The organism is Agrilactobacillus composti DSM 18527 = JCM 14202, from assembly GCF_001436375.1.
GTDB classification, from domain to species: Bacteria; Bacillota; Bacilli; order Lactobacillales; family Lactobacillaceae; genus Agrilactobacillus; species Agrilactobacillus composti.
Window position 1 is genome coordinate 1 of sequence record NZ_AZGA01000016.1, and the last position, 17331, is coordinate 17331.

The window sequence follows — 17331 nt, forward strand, 5'->3', positions numbered from 1 at the left end:
CGAAATAAAAAAGACAAAGTCTTCTAAAAAGATTACTTTGTCTTCAATCTGAAATCCCGCATAACGGGATTTTTTTGGATTAACCAATAATCTTTTGCTTGGTCTCAGGTCCGAAAATGGCCACAACTAACGCTGCAATCAATGTCAAAGCCGCGATAAAGTAGAAAATTAAGTTTGGATTAAAATTCTGAATGGCCCAAGCCGCCATATATGGTGTGGCAACGGTCAATAATTTGGCAGCACCATTGGCGATACCCGCACCGCGAAATCTAAAGCTGGTGGTGAATAGTTCTGAGATATAAACCCCAATGGCCGAAGCCATCAAGATATAAAAAGTCATTGTAAGTAAGAAACCTAGAATTAAAACACCAGTTGTCGAATCTTGGCGGGCATAAATCAAGCCAAAAATTGCTGCCAAAACAAAGGTTGGCACAATAATTTTCTTACGACCAATGCGATCAACCAACAAAGCCCCAATCAAGGCCCCTACTGGCGCACCGATCATCATAATGGTGGAAAAGCCCAAAGAATGGACAACGTTAATACCTCTTTTTACCAACAACGTTGGGACCCATGATGTAAAGGTATATTGGGCTAACATGATAGCTGAGGCCGCTACAATACCCACAAATAAGCCACGGCCCTTACTAGTTTTAACTGCATTTTTAGCCAAATCGCTATCATCCTCAGGTGCAAATTCAGCTTTATTGTAAGAACCGTTAACTTCCAATTGTTCAATGATGGTGTCCGCTTCTTGCAAACGGCCTTTAGTAATCAACCAACGGGGGGATTCCGGAAAATGGCGCCGCAGATACCACAGAACCAAAGCCAATACACCAATCAATAAGAACATTGACCGCCAACTAAAGCGGGGAATCATAAAGGTTGCTGCTAACAAGGCTAATGGTGCCCCTAAGTTGGCAATCACTGCTGTGGCCCCACACCAACGTCCTCTAGTTTTGACAGGGGCAAATTCATTGATCAACGCATACCCGGTTACGATCTCAGCACCTAGGCCACAGGCTGCAATAAATCGCGTGGCAATTAACAACGGCATATTGGGCATCATGGCGCCAGCCAAGGTGAAAAGCCCAAACAACAACAAATTAACTTGATAGGCCCGCTTGCGGCCATAAAAATCCCCAATAATCCCGGCGGCAATTGACCCGACAAACAACCCTAAAAATCCTGCGGACAAAAATATGGAACTTTGGGCCATGGATGCAAAACCGGTATTTAACATGTCAGTATTGACTGCACTGGCCATATAAACATCCCCAGCATCTAAAATCATCCCGCCGGCGATCAAGCCAAACACCCGGTAAAACATTGGGGTTTCCTTAGCCGTATCCAAACGCATCTGTAGTGTCATATCACTTCTCATATAAAAACCTCCCATGTATTTAATAATTCTATTTGCCAATCAACGCGGCAATTTTTTCTGGTGTATATCTAGCCTCCACGGCATTAACCTTGTCTAAACCAATAAATTGATTAAATTTATCAAACGTCACCATATGCGCCTTAGCAGCGTCAGTTGTGCCCGTGGCTTTTAGATTTTTCAAAACCTTTTCGTCAATAAAAGTCTGCGCGTACGTTAACGCAGTGGGATGAACCACAATACTAAAGCCCATTTGGCCTAGCACTTGCGTGGGTAAACTTGGCGTTGCCCCATCTTCAATCATGTTGGCCATTAACGGGACATCTGGAAAAGCTGCGGCAATCTGTTGCAACTCAGCAATGCTCTTAGGGGCTTCAATAAACACCATATCCGCACCAGCTTCGTGATAAAGTTTGCTGCGTCTGATGGCCTCATCCAAATCATAGACTTGCCGGGCATCAGTTCGGGACATGATCAAAAAATCATCATGCTCCCGAGCAGCAACGGCCGTGGCAATCTTTTCAGCCAAAACCTCAGGCGCTTCCACACTTTTACCCGCCATATGGCCACAACGCTTGGGCCACTTTTGATCTTCTAAAAATAACCCACAGGCGCCAATCGCTTCATAACTACGAACTGTTCGCCGAACATTGGTTAAATTGCCATAGCCAGTATCCGCATCCGCAAATACCGGGATATTAACGGCGTTAACAATTTCTCGACATTTATTTAACATAATACCGAAATCGGCAATTCCCCGATCTGGCAGGCCTAAATTGCTAGCGCTGGTGGCATACCCGGCTGCAAAGATTGCCTTAAATCCCACACTTTCGGCAACCCGGGCTGATAAACTATCTGGCGCAACAATCATTGCTAAGGCTTGTTGCTTTTGGAACACAGCTTGTCTAAATGCTTGGCGCATTTTATCTGCTTTCATGAGCGACCTCCTTAGTTGAAATGGCGCGTTGGGCTTGAATAAACTGGTCTAATTTTGCTTGATAACTTGTCCGCGCTTTAAGCGTAACTTGTGTATCAATAATGAATGCCGGTGCTAAACTTGCAGCCATCTCAGGGCCAATACCTTCAGGCTGTAGTAACAAGCCTAAATCAGGATTGTGGGCAAATATCAATGCTAATTGTTTGGCAGTTGCCTGTTGCAATGCCCCCAAAGCAATTTGTTGAATGCCTAACCGGTGTAACGTATCAATTCGGTCCTGTACCCCTTGAACACCATAAATACTGATCCCATCCAACTGCGCCATGATTGCGGTAGCCGGATTTTCCCGGGCATCTAAGCTGGCCTGAATTTTCCCAAAAAAGTCTAAATCAGAGGTGACCTCTAATGTTGTCAAATTCATAGGGTACGTCTGATCGCCTAAAAGAATAGCATTAGCCCCTGAGCGCTCTAGTTCCTGAACAGCATAGTAAGTATTCATAGGGTTCCCAAACCCAGATTGCCCATCAGCAATAATTTGGGCGGTGGTGGTCAAACGAATGTAACGGAGATAATTGGCATATTCTGATAAGCTCAACAAAGACTTCTCATCGTCTTCTAATAAGGTACCCGCAATTAATTGCCCATCCAGATAAAACCTATTACCAGCTAACTTAGCTTTAATTAAAAATGCGTCAGATAACGCAGGAATGTAATCCATCGAAAAACCCCTTTCTTGAAACAAAAAGACGCCCTCTGATTGTGTTCAAAGGACGTCTATGACGTGGTACCACCTAACTTTGCGCGTAAAAAGCCTGCGCGTCTCAAATTCCAAGATAATGGTTGGAAAACCAATGAATACTCAAACGTATTCACATTGCTACTGGCATTTACGGCAAAACACTTACCTTGTCTCAGCACTTCCAAGGTTCTCTGAAAAATGTTAGGTTGTAATTCGTCTGCATGGATAAAATCTAATTAGTATTTAATTTATATGTTATCTTAACTCATTTAATTCTAATGTCAAGCCTTTTCAGAAAAGTTCCCAAAAATAAATCTGCGCCATAAGCGTTATAATGAAATTGTGCCATAATTTGAAAGGTTGGGAGACTTGAGAATGGATGATAAAATTTATCAAAACTATTTCTTCGATGAACCGGCATTCAATACCCATGATGGTGGTTATGTCCCTTTAGTACCAGCAAATATTGAACCACAACGCTTACGCATCCCTGAAATTGCAAAACCGGACAAACGTGACGGCCAGGATGTGTACTACACCCTAACAGCCCAAACAGGCGAAGTGCAACTACTACCAGGTGCCAAGACCAAAACCTGGGGCTATAATGCACCGCTTTTGGGCCAAACCTTTGTCTTCAACAGTGGCGAAACCATTCACATGCATTTGGTGAATGAATTGCCTGAATTAACCACTTTTCACTGGCATGGACTAAATATCCCCGGTCCAATTGAAGATGGTGGCTGTCATGCCCCGGTCTATCCTAAAGGCAGCCGAGATGTAACCTTTACGTTGCATCAGCCAGCGGCCATGACCTGGCTGCATGCTCATCCGTGTCCAGAAACTGCTGCGCAAGTCTGGCATGGCTTAGCTGCGGCAGTCATTGTTAAAGATGATCATGAAGCAGCCTTGCCGCTACCACGACATTACGGTGTTGACGATATTCCTATCATTTTGCAAGACCGGCACTTTCATGCAAATAATCAGTGGGACTACCGGGCTGACTATGATCCAGATGGTGTGCAAGGCCCAACACCGATGTTAAATGGCACGATCAATCCTTACTTTGACGTGACAACTCAAAAGTTAAGACTGCGTTTTCTAGATGGAGCCAATCGGCGCGAATGGCGGTTACATTTTTCTAATGATTTACCATTCACTCAAATTGCCGGAGATAGCAGTCTCTTGCCCCATCCCATTAAATTGACCCATTTGATGATCACTTGTGCTGAACGACAAGAAATCGTGGTAGACTTTAAAAACTACCACGCTGGTGATACGGTCCAATTATTCTCCGATGATGTGCCAATTTTGACCTTGAGGATTCATGATTTTAAACCTGATCAGCAAATTATTCCTGAAAATCTGTTCACCTTAAAAACACCGCCAATAGATCCCGAAGAGCCTGTCAAAACAGTGACAATGTCCGGCATGGACGAGGGCGTTTTATTAGACGGCACTAAATTTCAAATGCAACGCATCGACTACACCATGCCGATGCATCAAGTGCAGATCTGGGATATCGTTAACTCGAATAATACCCGTAATGGGATGATTCATCCCTTTCATATGCATGGTTTATCTTTTCAAGTCTTGTCTAGAAATGGCAAAGCCCCATATCCCAATGAAACTGGTCTAAAAGATGTGGTCAGCGTCAATCCAGAAGAACATGTCCGCATCAAAGTGTGGTTTAATGTGCCTGGTATTTTCATGTATCATTGTCATATTTTGGAACATGAAGATGGTGGTATGATGGCTCAGATCAAAGTTGTGGATCCTAAACACCCAGATGTCCATTATGATCTAATGGACCATATGACTTTAATGTCAGCTTTTGCCAAAGAGCGTGGCGTATCTATGGCTGATTTGTGGCTGGGCGGCATGCAATCTTATCAAGAAATGGGTATGGATATGTAATTACCTAAGTAAAGGCCTCAAGAATGCAAATATTCTTGGGGCCTTTTAAGATAAACATTGAAATAAGTAACACTTGTATAGTAAAATGAATTTATATTGTAAATCTCAATCACACATAGGAGTTTGCCATGGCCGACACCAAAATTGATCGTCGAATTTTAAAGACGAAAAAAGCAATTCGTACTGCGCTAATTGAACTACTGACAACACAAACGCGGGATAGTATCAGTATTACCAGCATCGCCAAGGCGGCTCATATCACCCGTAAAACTTTTTATATCTATTACGCCAATGTTCAAGATGTTATCGCCGAAATTGAAGCTGACATTGTTGCTACCTTTGAACAAGCGCTTAACAAAATTACCATTGGTGACCACTTGGAAGATGCCCATTTGATTTTTGAAACACTCACGCAAGTCATTAACAACGATTTCTATGACTATAAAACGTTGGTGACAGCCCATAATTTAGATGATACAAACCTAATCCGTAAAATCACAGATTGTTTAAAAAAACGTCTCATAAAAATCACACCCAGTGATTACTTTAATAATGAGCAAACTTTTATGCTAACGGTGAATTATGTCCTTGCAGGAATCATGTCAGTTTATCAGGAATGGTTTCGTAATTCTCAAACCATTTCAATTGAAGTCTTATCCAAACAGCTCAACACGCTGACCATGTCTGGCGTTGCCGGCATCCTCAGTACCTCTTAATCCTTTGCAGTTAGTGCCATGATTCTTGTCATTCTAAAATAAGTTAAGGAAAGTGCCCATGAATCCACTTTTGGAATATGTTACCAATGTAGGGAATAAATCATTTGTCCAACAACCATTTACTGAAATAGATGCTGCCCTCTTTGCCCAATTGGCCTATTTAGATTATGATTATTTGATTCAACATAACCAATTGCAGTTTTCAGATCTACAGTCTGATGCAGCCTTAAAGGGTGCTACCAATTGTACCTGGTCTATTGAACTGCACCAACAGATTTTAAAGGTAATGCGGACAAAAATTCGTTATCGCAGCGTCTCCTGGCAAACTTGGTCTGATTTCACTGATGCCAAAACAGAAGAACAATTTTCCGCCATCACTTTCCATTTACAACAAGATGATTACTGTATTAGTTATCGGGGTACGAATGATACACTGGCTGGCTGGAAAGAAGATGCCAATCTGTTTTGCATGCCGACAATTCCAGGACAACAGCGGGCTTTGAAATATGCAACGCAACAAGTCCAAACCCATCCTGGTAATTATTTCATGACGGGCCATTCTAAGGGCGGCAATCTGGCCATCTTTAGTTTTGTGAATTTAGCTCGTGCTTTACAAAATAAAATCGCCCATGTCTTTAATTTTGATGGCCCGGGCAATAGCCTCATTGATCCCCAGTTACAAAACCGGGTCACTAAGATCGTCCCTGAAACATCATTTATAGGTACGTTAATGGAAAATCAAGCCATTTTACAAGTCGTTAAAAGTCAAGCCCATCTGTTTTGGCAACATGATGTTTTAACTTGGCAAACGACTGATTTGAAATTTCAACGTAGTACCCGCCTAAATTGGTTATCAAGACGTATTCGCAAAATCACCACCAGGTGGTTAACCAATACCCCTGAAGCCGTTAAAACTGAATTTTTCAACTGTATCTATCGCTTGTTACAAGCTAATGATGCCAAGACTCTAACTGAAATCAAACGCAGCCTACCCCGGGCACTGCCCAGTTATTTCATAGCTTTAAGACGGGTGGATCCTAAGACTCGACGTCAAGTTTGGCTGGGTATTCACGAATTACTGTCAGCTATCGTTTTATCTTTTGTTATCAACGACAAACCAGCAGTCAGATCACGGATCTCAAAACAAATTATATAGCGTTACTCCCAAACAAAAAACGTGTTGGTGAAATGCATTTTTACTGCATTTCACCAACACGCTTTTTATTTAAGCTGAATGACTCGTTTTTTTAGCTGTTTTATTTGTGATGTACTCGTCAATTTCTTTGGCGGCAATCTTACCGGCACCCATGGCTAAAATAACCGTGGCTGCCCCCGTCACAATGTCACCCCCGGCAAAGACGCCAGGCACTGAGGTAGCACAAGTTTCTTCATTGGCATCCACATACCCCCACTTGTTGGTCTTCAAGTCAGGGTAAGTATCCAACATCACCCGATTAGCCCCTTGACCAATCGCTTCAATAGCGGTTGTGGCCGGAATGATAAATTCACTCCCGGCAATTGGCACGGGCCGACGCCGACCAGACTCGTCAGGTTCACCCAGTTCCATCTTAATACACTTCACACCGGTCAATTGGCCATTCTCATCGCCAAGATAAGCCACGGGGTTGGTCAACCAGTGATATTGAATGCCTTCTTCAACGGAATGGTGGTATTCTTCAATTCGGGCCGGCAATTCCTCTAAAGAACGTCTATAAATTACACTGACGTTCTCTGCGCCTAAGCGCATCGCTGAACGGGCTGAATCCATAGCCACATTCCCACCGCCAATAACCACAACCTGTTTGGCGGGTTCAATTGGCGTGTCATAAGTTGGAAATTTATAACTGTGCATCAAGTTGATCCGCGTCAAATACTCACTGGAAGAATAAACCCCCATCAAGTTTGTCCCAGGAATCGACATGAAGTGTGGTGCGCCGGCACCAACACCAACGTAACAGGCATCAAAATCGTCAACCAATTCAGACATGGTAATGGTCTTACCAATTACCACATCAGTTTCAATTTTAACCCCAAGATCTCTGATGCGATCAATTTCTTTTTTAACCGTAGCTTTAGGTAATCTGAACTCTGGAATACCATAGATCAAGACCCCACCAGGTGTGGATAAGGCTTCAAAAACAGTAACTTCGTACCCCTTAACAGCCAAATCTCCAGCTACTGTCAATCCGGACGGCCCCGAACCAACGACGGCAACCCGGCCTTTATCATGGGGGATTACTTTAACAGGTTCTGGATTATCCAGATCCCAATCAGACACTAAACGTTCTAGTTTCCCAATCGCAACTGGTTCAAACTTTTTAGAACGCCCTAAGGTACAAGCCATTTCACATTGTTTTTCTTGCGGACAAACCCGTCCACAAATAGCCCCCAAATTACTGTATTTCGCAATAATTTTACGGGCACCATCCATATCGCCATCTTCAATTTTTTTAATAAATCCAGGAATGTCGATCATGACGGGGCAATGCAACATACAGGGATGATTCTTACACTGCAAACAACGACTAGCTTCCAAACGACCTTCATCCAAACTATATCCTAAAACCACTTCATTAAAGTTATGCGAGCGAACTTCAGGATCCTGCGCTTTAATTGGTGTTTGATTATAACTGCGTTTTACCATGTTACTGCACCTGCCTTAGCTGTTCATATTGCTCAAATGCTTGCTTTTCTTGAACTCGATATTGACGCATCCGCTGCATAAAGCTATCCCAATCTACGCCCGCACCTAAAAATTCTGGGCCGTCCACACAAGCAAATCTAATATGGTTGTCAACTGTAACCCGACAGCAACCACACATACCCGTACCATCAATCATGATAGGATTGAGGGATACATAAACCGGCACGTCATGTTTGGTCGCAACTTGCGTACAAAAACGCATCATAATACCGGGTCCAACGGCCCAAGCCTGGTCGATTTGTTCTCGATTAAATACATCCTCCATAGCTTCTGTAACTAACCCTTTACGACCGATAGAACCATCATCTGTCATCAAAATGAGTTCATCAGAGTATTTGGCACATTCATCGCGAAGAATCAAAATATCCTTGCTCTTAGCGCCTAAAACAGTGATCACCCGGTTACCAGCTTGCTTTAACCCTTTGACAGTAGGGTACAGGGCAGCAATACCTACACCTCCACCAACTAGCAATACGGTCCCATAATTTTTGATAGCGGTGGGTGTCCCTAAAGGACCCACCACATCTAACAGTTCTGACCCAGTTTTAAATTCTGCCAACTCGGCAGTTGATTTACCAATAACTTGAAAAATAATGCGAATTTGACCATCTTTGGGATTCGTCTCACAAATTGTCAATGGGATTCGTTCGCCTGTTTCATCCATGCGGATGATTACAAATTGACCAGGTTTTGCTCTAGCAGCAATTCGCGGCGCGTCAATCCAAAGTTGATACTCGTTTGTTGTCAGGCGTTCATAAGCGGTGACTTTAAACATATTAATGCCTCCCTGATCCTATTGTCCCTTGCGCCAATTCCATTTTGAGATATCTAAAAAACTGGTGCGATCGACCTAGTGTCATAACATATAACCATAATAGGAATTTAATTTAAGGCGAGAAAACGTTTTCTCTGCTCAGATTAAGATTAATTTAATCTAATTGTATTGTCAATAGAATTTCGTTAATTTGTGAAACAAATAACATTTTGTAACCGACGCATGGCCCTATTCAGTGATTAAAAATGTGGGTCGTTGTCAAATGGTTCACATCTTAACTTCTATTAATTGCGACAACAAGGCCATTTTGAACGTGGTCATCACTTTTGTGGTATTATTCGATTAAATAAATTACTATGAGGTGTATTATTATGAGAATCGAACATATTGCCATTTGGGTCCAAGATTTAGAAAAAATGAAAACTTTTTATACTACCTTTTTTAAAGCTACTAGTTCCGAACTTTATCACAATCCCAAAACTGGCTTTAAATCTTATTTTTTAGGATTTGATTCTGGCAGTCGCATAGAGTTGACCACAAAACAATTTTTATCTCCACGAATTAGTGACAGCTTAGGTTACACTCATTTGGCAATGGCTTTAGGTACCAAAGCCGATGTAGATGCCTATGTGGCCAAGTTTCTCAAAGCTGGCTACCCGCTGGTCAGTGGGCCACGAACCACTGGCGATAACTATTACGAAGCCGTGATTCAAGACCCCGAAGGAAATCTAATTGAATTGACCACTGATTAACATCTTAGAATGGAGATTGGATCATGCCAAAACTACAACAATTGCCACCACAAATTAAAACTACTTGGCGTGTTTCAGCTTTATTAAACGCTTTGTGGTTGCTGTTACCATTAGCCGGGGCAATCTTAGCCAACCTTTTTTGGCATTGGCATTTTATTTTCATCATTATCACAGCTATTTTGTTGATTGCCATCCCCGCCGTACAACTGGCCCTGATTCCTTACCGTTATCATTTCACTGGTTATGAAATCACACCGGAATTTGTGATTTTACAAACTGGTTTTATTTTTAGAAAACAAGATACAATTCCCACTGCCCGCATCCAAAACGTCACCTTAGAGCAAGGACCCTTGCTGCGTTGGCAACACCTCCAAGCCGTGCGTATTGTGACAGCTGCCACGACCCACACTATTGAAGGCGTCGTGCTTGATGTCGCTGATAATTTACGCGAAACGATTGTTCATTTTGCCAGTGAGGTGCAGGCCGATGCCTAAACATTTACATCCTTTAGCAATTCTTGCCAAGCTCATTGACTTGGTGCGCCAATTTATTTTACCTTGGATCTTTGTACTATGGACTCAGCTGCACAGTCCCCGACTCCCTTTGCTGCTCATTTTAGGGGCGTTGTTGTTAATTGGCATCGCACTTTTAGACTATGCCTTATTTACCTATGAATTTGCCGATCGAGCAGTCATTATTAACCATGGCATCATTAAGCGCCAACATGAACACATCCCTTATGACCGGATTCAAACTATTCAACAAAATCAAGCCTGGTACATGCGTCCTTTCGACCTCATGCAGCTACAAATTGAAACTTCAGGCCATGATAAAGACCGACCTGAAGCAGTTTTACCTGTGGTAACGGCAAGTGTCTATGCTGCTTTATTAAAACGGCGTAACACCCTTCAAAATGATGCCACGCCTGCCATAACACCCAGCCAACCCGCAACCACTTATCATATCAAATCTTCGGATTTAAATACCTATGCCCTCACATCCCAAGGCATTATTCCGCTATTGGCTGTGATCGGCTGGCTGCAAAGCCGGCTACAACAATTAGACAATTTTCTCCCGGCACGTTTTACCAATGGTTTGAACCAGCTTATGCAGCGCTCTACTGTAGCTGGTGTCTTATCCTTGATTATCTTCGTTTTGCTGATCAGTCTGATTATTTCTTATTTTCGAGAAATTATGCGCTTTTATCATTTCACCCTAAGCCGCCAAGAAATGCAGCTTACCACCAGTCGTGGCCTGTTGTCTCGCAACGTTGTGTCCACATCGATTACCAAAATTCAGGCGGTGGCCGTCAGTCAAACTTTGATTCGTCAACTTTTCCATTTAACCACGCTTCAAGTCCTACTTGCTTCTAATGCGGCCAGTGATGAAGCCCAGCATAACTTAGTCCTTATTCCGGTTTTAAAACAAAATAAAGTTTGGTCTGAGATTTCTCGTTTCACCAATCTTAACGCCATTAAACAACCTAATCTGTCCACCATCAGCCGCGCCGGTTATTGGCGTTTTGTTCGTAACAGTTTGTTATTGAGTTTGCTGGTGGTTGGCCCTTGTTTGATGTGGCTGCGGCCTTGGGGTTATTTAAGCTTGTTATTGTTCCCCCTTGCCTATGGGTTAGGGGATTATGCAGCACGTAATACTGGTTTTGAAATCTTACAATCAGACAACACCATTTTCCTACAGTATGGCAAACAGGCACAGCGGCGTTTGTTTATTGTTCGCCGCCAAAAAATCCAGGCCATCAGTCAACGACAAACCATTTGGATGGCCAAACGACAATTGAGCCACCTCAATGTTTTTATACGCAGTGGCAACCACGTCGAAGTCGTCCAACTGCGCTATTTAACCCGCCAACAAAGTCAACAAGTTGCTCAGTGGTTTGAGGTCGTTAAATAATCCCGATGGTTTAAATACCACGCTAATGTCAGTTGCATGCCCTTTTGAAAAGAAACCTGTTTTGTCCAACCTAATTGTTGTTGAATTTTACGAGCATCCATGGCATAGCGCCAATCATGTCCCGGCCGATCTGCCACCAATTCAATCAAATCTTTTTGATGCAGTGCTTGTTGGATCCAGTTGGCAATTTCAATATTTGTCTTTTCCCCATGGCCACCGATGTTATAAATTTCACCGGCACGGCCTTTTTTTAATACCATGTAGAGGGCATGACAGTGATCTAAGACATAAATCCAATCGCGAATATTTCCCCCAGTGCCGTATATTCGGAATTTTTCTTGCTTTAATGCCCGAGCAATCAATTGAGGGATTAGCTTTTCAACATTTTGATAAGGCCCATAGTTATTAGAACAACGGGTCACATTCACCGGTAAACCATAAGTTCTATGATAAGCTAGCACAAACTGATCGGCGGCAGCTTTTGAAGCCGAATATGGGCTACTTGGTTGAATTGGACTTTTTTCAGTAAAGTACCCACTAGCGCCTAAGGTCCCATAAACTTCATCTGTGGAAACCTGTAAAAAGCGCTGTATCTTATTTTGTCTTGCCACGTCCAACAAGTGCACGGTCCCTAAAACATTCGTTGTTACAAAAATATCTGGATTAGCAATGCTACGATCCACATGAGACTCAGCCGCAAAATTAATCACCGTATCTAAATCATAGGTTTGCACTAATTTTGTCACCAACTTCGTATCATTAATATCGCCTTGAACGAAAAAATAATTATCATACGCTTGAATATCCGCTAAAGATGCTAAATTACCAGCATAAGTTAATTTATCAAGATTCACCACAAAATCAGCTTGTGTCTTTAGGATATAATGAATAAAATTGCTACCAATAAAACCAGCACCGCCTGTCACTAACATACGCATTGGCTTAAACTCCTTTATCTAATTTTTATGATATTTTAATTGCTTTCTAACAAATTCAGCGTTACGCTTTGCTGATAAAACATACATTAAAAGAGGTCACGCCACCATGATTAAAACGCTAATCTTTGCATTATTACCAATCATTGTTACTTTAGGCATTGGGTATTGGTCTGCTTGGCGACAAATATTTGATGACCATGATGCCCAACGCTTCGTCAAACTCATTATGGACTTCACCTTGCCCATGAGTATATTTGCTGGTATTTGGGGCACGTCTCGAAAAATTATCTTGGCCAATGTCCCCATGGCGGCTTGGCTGTTTGGGGCCATGTTGGGTGCCTACATTATTTTATTTGCGATTTACCGCTATGTCGCCGGCAATGCCGCTGGTCTGGCAGCCCTGCGTGCCATGAGTGTCGCGGATCCATCTGTTCCCTTTGTGGGGACGGCGATTCTGGGATTGATTTTTGGCAATAGTCTCAGTGCCATCGACGTGGGCGTCAGCAGTTTAATCATTAATATTTTTATTTTGCCTTTGGTTTTTGGTGCGTTGTCTGGTGAAGAGTCCGCCATTAAAGACCGCCTCATATCAACCTTGAAAAAGCCTTTGGTTATCGCTGCCTTAGCGGGTTTTATCCTGACCTTATTAGGCTCTCATATTCCCACCGAATTGGAGAACTCCTTCACGTTACTGGGTAAAGCATCTGGTGGGGTAGCATTATTCGCGTCTGGGATTGTTTTAGCCACCCGCAAGCTTAGAATCACTAAAAATGTTGTTTTAAACGTCTTCTTAAAAAATCTTTTATTTCCCTTGATCATCTGGGCCTGCATGTTTGCCTTACATTTCCCCCAGACCGTGCAACGGATCGTCATCTTGACCTTGGCCATTCCAACGGCTACCATGCCTACTTCGTTAGCGATTCAATATCAAACTGCCGAATCCGAAATGGCCTCGACGCAATTTCTAAGTACCATTTGTTCATTTTTCACCATGGCTGGGTTCATATTACTGATTGGATAGGCTAAAATAAATGGGTACCTAAATTTGGAAAGGTGTGATTTCTTGGCTGACTATATTCAAGCAATTCGTGCAAAGGTTGCCCATATGCCCATTATTTTAAACGCAGCGGCTGGGGCGATTGTTAAAGATAATAAACAAATCCTCCTTCAAGAACGGACAGATACCCATAATTGGAGCTTACCTGGGGGTTATATGGAATATGGCGAAACCTATGAACAAAATGTGCTGCGGGAAGTAGCTGAAGATAGTGGTTTCCAAGTCAAAATAATCGCCCCCATTGGGTTATTTGATCAAGGCTTTACCACCTATCCCAACGGTGATCAGTGTCAGGTAATTTCACGATTATTTTTGGTGGCGCCCATTGGCGGTAAAATGATTGTCGACCCCACTGATGAGACCCTCAGTCTGAAATACTTTGATTTCAATAACTTACCTCCCTTATTAAATACGCAAACCAAAGACATGATTGCGGCTACTCAAAAATTCGTTCAATCCTAAAAAAATCGCAAACCACGGTGAATTGTGGTTTGCGATTTTTCATTTTATACAGGATGGCGTTCAAAAGGATCTGAACTAATCCCTTCACTTACAATCTTCTTAGACCATTCTTTCGCGCTAAACAATGAATGGTCCCGGTAATTACCACAAGAATAAATAGTGGTACCTGGCACATCTTCCCACTTAATATCATTGGCAATGGCTTCTAAGGAACTCTTTAACGCCTTAGCCACTTCAGTGGTACTATGTTGTCCCCACATAATCAAATGAAAGCCAGTACGGCAACCAAATGGGGAACAGTCAATGACCCCATCCATCCGATCTCGCAATAAACTGGCTAATAAATGTTCAATGGTATGTAACCCTGCGGTTGGAATGGCATTTTCGTTTGGTTGGACCAAACGTAAGTCATAGTTAGAAATCAAATCACCCTTTGGACCGGTTTCTTCAGTAATTAAACGCACATAAGGTGCTTTAACCTTGGTATGATCCAAGGTGAAACTTTCAACTTTAGCCATTAAAAAACTTCCTTTCAAATTTAATAACTATCCAAACAGCTTAGAATGAATGCTATTTTTTGTCAATTCGCTGCAATTTTTGCTACAAAACCCTAACATTTACTGTTATGATAGAAATTATTATGTTTCACTCATTAATTTATCATAACTATGTCAGATTGCAACTCACAATTGGCATATTTTTAAGGGGGCAATACAGATGGATGACCAACTCACCTATCGTAGTGGTTTCAAAGATGTTTTACCAACTGTATTCGGTTATATTGGCGTCGGCATCGCTTTTGGAATCGTGGCAAAGACGTATCATCTTTCGGTTTTGATGGTCTTATTGATGTCGTTAATCGTTTATGCTGGCTCGGCGCAATTTATTATTACCGGTATGCTAGCCGCCGGTAGTCCCATTGGGGCGATTGTTGTCTCAACTATTTTGATCAATGCTCGGATGAGCCTGATGAGCATGACCGTGGCGCCTTATTTCAAGGATAAATCTTTTGGTGAAAATATTGGCGTGGGCTCTTTATTAACTGATGAAACTTTTGCATTGTCCATGAACAAATTAAATTTCACCGATCATAAATTAAATGGTCCTTGGTTAAATTCTGCAAATATCGTTGCTTATTTAGTTTGGGCTTTAGCCACTGTGGCTGGCAGTTTGATTGGCGGGCTGATTCCTAACCCCGAGTCGCTTGGTTTAGATTTCGCCGTGGTGGCCATGTTTATTGGCTTATTGTATCTGCAAATCATTACAGATCGCTCGCGGCCGTTACTGAAACACCTTCAAGTATTTTTGTGTGTGGCCATTCTCATGATTATTTTGATGCGATTTATGGCTGGCAATTCAGCGATTCTTTTGGCCACTATTTTAGGTTGTCTTTTTGGAATGGCGGTGAATCGTAAATGACGGCAAAAGTTTATATTACCCTGAATTATGCATATGCATCAAATTGATTGGCCAAATTATCAGTTTTACGTAATTTCTCTATATTCACGACTTGGGCTAGTCATGACTAGCCAAGTTTGACTTAATTTAGTTAGTTTGATTAGTTTTCATACTTGATCGCGTCAAAAAAGTAGCCACTAATCCCTTGGTCAAACACAATAATTTTAAAAGTAACTGCGCTATTTTCTTAGTTGGTCACTAAGGGGCTTAACGTGTGAATGTTAGCTAATAAGGCTTCGATCTGCTGGCTAAAGACGTTGCTTTGCGCCAGATGAATGATTATTTTTCCGGCGTGACGGGCTAGTTTTCCAGCAACGTGAAAGATTTGAAAGCGTAGTGTACTAATGGTCGTGTTGCGCTGCTCTTTTGGTAAGGCCATTAACTTCATCAAGGCAATCAAGTTATAGGCAATGCCGCTGATAGTTGCCCGCGCGGCATTGGTAGTAAAGGTGTGGCTATTCGTCTTATCCATAAAAAAGCCGGCTTTACTTTCTTTGATCAGGTTTTCCATGGCCCCACGCTTTTGATAGGCTAAGTACAATAATTTGACCCCGGCTTCAGTCATATTAGTGACCACATATTGCCGTTCAAAGAATAGTTCGCCTACTTGATGCGTCGATTTTACTAGGACGCGCCGATCAATCGACCAGCTCTTGGCCGCGTAGTTGAATTCACCATAGATGACCGAATTCTGATCAAAATGCTTGGGCACTACTGGTGTGAATTCATCAGCTAGTTGGTCTAAAGCGGCGTTTCGCTTCAGGCGGATCACATATTTTACATCATAAAATTCGCAGAGCGTATAAAGCTCAGGCGTCGCAAAACCACTATCACCGCGTAAAATCAACTGAACATCAAACGGCAATTCGCAAAAAGCCGCAAAGATCGGGGCTAAGAATTCTTTGACACCAGTGCTGGTGTACTGATTGCCTGGACGTTGCTTGATTCCTAAAAGCAAATTCAGCTGCGCGATATAGGCCACTAGCGGATGGAAACCAGTAACCCCATAATGCGCATTGAAACTAGCAGCTTCTTGATGACCAAAGGTATCACAATGCGTCGAATCAACATCAAGCATGACCGTGTCAATATGGTTAGTCCTGATATAATCGAGCGCCAAGGTTAAAATCAAACGGTTCAAGTGCAGAACATCATCACAAGTTAGCGCACTTAAAAAACGAGAAATAGTCGTTTGGGGTGCTAAATCAGTCGTCCCATGGACCTGTTTCATGACTGGGTCGTGTTGTAGCGCGTCGGCCGCGACATCATTGCCGTAACCGGCAATATTCAGTTCCAGCATTTGATTGAGTAAGCTAGTTTTAGAATAATGAGGGCCAATACGTTTTTCGCTTAATTGTGCCGCCGCTTGATCAATAATTTGGTCAAGACCAGCTGCGTGCTTAAATTCGGCGTAAAACAACAGGCCTGCGTTATTTGAAAGTTGAACATCATCAGTCTTAATTTTGATTTTAGGGTTGAATCGCAGTTGGGTTTCGTGTAAGTTAGTCATGAGGCATCTCCTGTGTTCGTTATTGTTTGGTCGCTATAACAATAACACGGAAGGTGCTTTTTTGGTACACCATTTTG

17 protein-coding genes are annotated in these 17331 nt (G+C 42.4%); 9 read left to right on the forward strand and 8 right to left on the reverse strand.

The genetic code is table 11. From position 1 onward, the window contains the following. Positions 1–79 precede the first annotated feature (79 nt). Genes FC83_RS04215 through FC83_RS04225 form a run of 3 tightly spaced genes read right to left on the reverse strand, consistent with a single transcriptional unit; the run spans position 80 to position 3036 of the window. Positions 80–1384, reverse strand: coding sequence for an MFS transporter (locus FC83_RS04215; RefSeq protein WP_057002435.1), 1305 nt, complete (start codon positions 1382–1384; stop codon positions 80–82). 28 nt (positions 1385–1412) lie between these two features. Then, positions 1413–2318 carry an isocitrate lyase/PEP mutase family protein gene (locus tag FC83_RS04220; RefSeq protein ID WP_057002436.1) on the reverse strand — a complete coding sequence of 302 codons (906 nt, stop codon included), beginning with the start codon at positions 2316–2318 and terminating at the stop codon, positions 1413–1415. Next, a complete protein-coding gene (locus tag FC83_RS04225; protein ID WP_052004761.1) occupies positions 2305–3036 on the reverse strand; it encodes an isocitrate lyase/phosphoenolpyruvate mutase family protein in 732 nt (243 codons plus the stop codon). Before FC83_RS04225 ends, FC83_RS04220 begins: the two co-directional genes overlap by 14 nt. Before the next feature lie 396 nt (positions 3037–3432). Between FC83_RS04225 and FC83_RS04230 the strand changes: the two genes are divergently transcribed. The 3 genes from FC83_RS04230 (at position 3433) to FC83_RS04240 (ending at position 6843) form a co-directional block, all read left to right on the forward strand. Next, on the forward strand, positions 3433–4971 hold the full coding sequence (locus FC83_RS04230; RefSeq protein ID WP_057002437.1) for a multicopper oxidase family protein: 1539 nt from the start codon (positions 3433–3435) through the stop codon (positions 4969–4971). 128 nt (positions 4972–5099) lie between these two features. Next, complete coding sequence (locus FC83_RS04235) at positions 5100–5687, forward strand: TetR/AcrR family transcriptional regulator (protein ID WP_035453635.1); 588 nt, start codon at positions 5100–5102, stop codon at positions 5685–5687. Between the two features lie 58 nt (positions 5688–5745). Next, on the forward strand, positions 5746–6843 hold the full coding sequence (locus FC83_RS04240; protein WP_052004760.1) for an Mbeg1-like protein: 1098 nt from the start codon (positions 5746–5748) through the stop codon (positions 6841–6843). A gap of 69 nt (positions 6844–6912) precedes the next feature. Here FC83_RS04240 and gltA read toward each other — a convergent pair whose 3' ends face one another. Together gltA and FC83_RS04250 are read right to left on the reverse strand one after the other, a co-directional pair. Then, positions 6913–8331 carry an NADPH-dependent glutamate synthase gene (gene gltA, locus FC83_RS04245; RefSeq protein WP_057002438.1) on the reverse strand — a complete coding sequence of 473 codons (1419 nt, stop codon included), beginning with the start codon at positions 8329–8331 and terminating at the stop codon, positions 6913–6915. 1 nt (position 8332) lies between these two features. Next, entirely contained in the window at positions 8333–9166 is an 834-nt protein-coding gene (locus FC83_RS04250) for a sulfide/dihydroorotate dehydrogenase-like FAD/NAD-binding protein (protein WP_035453634.1), read from the reverse strand. A 371-nt stretch (positions 9167–9537) separates the two neighbouring features. On the opposite strand from FC83_RS04250, the gene FC83_RS04255 reads away from it, so the two are divergent. The 3 genes from FC83_RS04255 to FC83_RS04265 are packed head-to-tail and all read left to right on the forward strand — an operon-like array spanning position 9538 to position 11829. After that, entirely contained in the window at positions 9538–9918 is a 381-nt protein-coding gene (locus FC83_RS04255) for a VOC family protein (RefSeq protein ID WP_057002439.1), read from the forward strand. Between the two features lie 23 nt (positions 9919–9941). Continuing rightward, entirely contained in the window at positions 9942–10412 is a 471-nt protein-coding gene (locus FC83_RS04260) for a PH domain-containing protein (RefSeq protein WP_035453633.1), read from the forward strand. Then, positions 10405–11829, forward strand: a complete 1425-nt coding sequence (locus FC83_RS04265; protein ID WP_035453632.1) for a PH domain-containing protein — start codon at positions 10405–10407, stop codon at positions 11827–11829. Before FC83_RS04260 ends, FC83_RS04265 begins: the two co-directional genes overlap by 8 nt. Here the strand turns inward: FC83_RS04265 and rfbB are convergent. Then, the gene (gene rfbB, locus FC83_RS04270) at positions 11805–12767 is read right to left on the reverse strand and encodes a dTDP-glucose 4,6-dehydratase (protein ID WP_057002440.1); all 963 of its coding nucleotides are present in this window, start codon (positions 12765–12767) and stop codon (positions 11805–11807) included. The genes FC83_RS04265 and rfbB overlap by 25 nt on opposite strands. A gap of 106 nt (positions 12768–12873) precedes the next feature. On the opposite strand from rfbB, the gene FC83_RS04275 reads away from it, so the two are divergent. After that, entirely contained in the window at positions 12874–13788 is a 915-nt protein-coding gene (locus tag FC83_RS04275; RefSeq protein ID WP_035453630.1) for an AEC family transporter, read from the forward strand. 42 nt (positions 13789–13830) lie between these two features. Continuing rightward, the gene (locus FC83_RS04280; protein WP_035453628.1) at positions 13831–14286 is read left to right on the forward strand and encodes an NUDIX hydrolase; all 456 of its coding nucleotides are present in this window, start codon (positions 13831–13833) and stop codon (positions 14284–14286) included. A gap of 44 nt (positions 14287–14330) precedes the next feature. Here the strand turns inward: FC83_RS04280 and FC83_RS04285 are convergent, their stop codons facing one another. Beyond that, a complete protein-coding gene (locus FC83_RS04285) occupies positions 14331–14804 on the reverse strand; it encodes an S-ribosylhomocysteine lyase (RefSeq protein WP_035453626.1) in 474 nt (157 codons plus the stop codon). A gap of 199 nt (positions 14805–15003) precedes the next feature. Between FC83_RS04285 and FC83_RS04290 the strand changes: the two genes are divergently transcribed. Next, entirely contained in the window at positions 15004–15705 is a 702-nt protein-coding gene (locus FC83_RS04290; RefSeq protein ID WP_035453624.1) for an AzlC family ABC transporter permease, read from the forward strand. A gap of 226 nt (positions 15706–15931) precedes the next feature. Here FC83_RS04290 and FC83_RS04295 read toward each other — a convergent pair whose 3' ends face one another. Next, positions 15932–17254: an IS1380 family transposase gene (locus tag FC83_RS04295; protein WP_052004758.1), complete on the reverse strand. Its 1323-nt coding sequence runs from the start codon at positions 17252–17254 to the stop codon at positions 15932–15934. Positions 17255–17331: the final 77 nt, after the last annotated feature.

Bases quoted from the DNA above. Each gene is read 5' to 3' on its own strand.
- FC83_RS04215 (WP_057002435.1), bottom strand. From the start codon at position 1,384: ATGAGAAGTGATATGACACTACAGATGCGTTTGGATACGGCTAAGGAA.
- FC83_RS04220 (WP_057002436.1), bottom strand. From the start codon at position 2,318: ATGAAAGCAGATAAAATGCGCCAAGCATTTAGACAAGCTGTGTTCCAA.
- FC83_RS04225 (WP_052004761.1), bottom strand. From the start codon at position 3,036: ATGGATTACATTCCTGCGTTATCTGACGCATTTTTAATTAAAGCTAAG.
- FC83_RS04230 (WP_057002437.1), top strand. From the start codon at position 3,433: ATGGATGATAAAATTTATCAAAACTATTTCTTCGATGAACCGGCATTC.
- FC83_RS04235 (WP_035453635.1), top strand. From the start codon at position 5,100: ATGGCCGACACCAAAATTGATCGTCGAATTTTAAAGACGAAAAAAGCA.
- FC83_RS04240 (WP_052004760.1), top strand. From the start codon at position 5,746: ATGAATCCACTTTTGGAATATGTTACCAATGTAGGGAATAAATCATTT.
- gltA (WP_057002438.1), bottom strand. From the start codon at position 8,331: ATGGTAAAACGCAGTTATAATCAAACACCAATTAAAGCGCAGGATCCT.
- FC83_RS04250 (WP_035453634.1), bottom strand. From the start codon at position 9,166: ATGTTTAAAGTCACCGCTTATGAACGCCTGACAACAAACGAGTATCAA.
- FC83_RS04255 (WP_057002439.1), top strand. From the start codon at position 9,538: ATGAGAATCGAACATATTGCCATTTGGGTCCAAGATTTAGAAAAAATG.
- FC83_RS04260 (WP_035453633.1), top strand. From the start codon at position 9,942: ATGCCAAAACTACAACAATTGCCACCACAAATTAAAACTACTTGGCGT.
- FC83_RS04265 (WP_035453632.1), top strand. From the start codon at position 10,405: ATGCCTAAACATTTACATCCTTTAGCAATTCTTGCCAAGCTCATTGAC.
- rfbB (WP_057002440.1), bottom strand. From the start codon at position 12,767: ATGCGTATGTTAGTGACAGGCGGTGCTGGTTTTATTGGTAGCAATTTT.
- FC83_RS04275 (WP_035453630.1), top strand. From the start codon at position 12,874: ATGATTAAAACGCTAATCTTTGCATTATTACCAATCATTGTTACTTTA.
- FC83_RS04285 (WP_035453626.1), bottom strand. From the start codon at position 14,804: ATGGCTAAAGTTGAAAGTTTCACCTTGGATCATACCAAGGTTAAAGCA.
- FC83_RS04290 (WP_035453624.1), top strand. From the start codon at position 15,004: ATGGATGACCAACTCACCTATCGTAGTGGTTTCAAAGATGTTTTACCA.
- FC83_RS04295 (WP_052004758.1), bottom strand. From the start codon at position 17,254: ATGACTAACTTACACGAAACCCAACTGCGATTCAACCCTAAAATCAAA.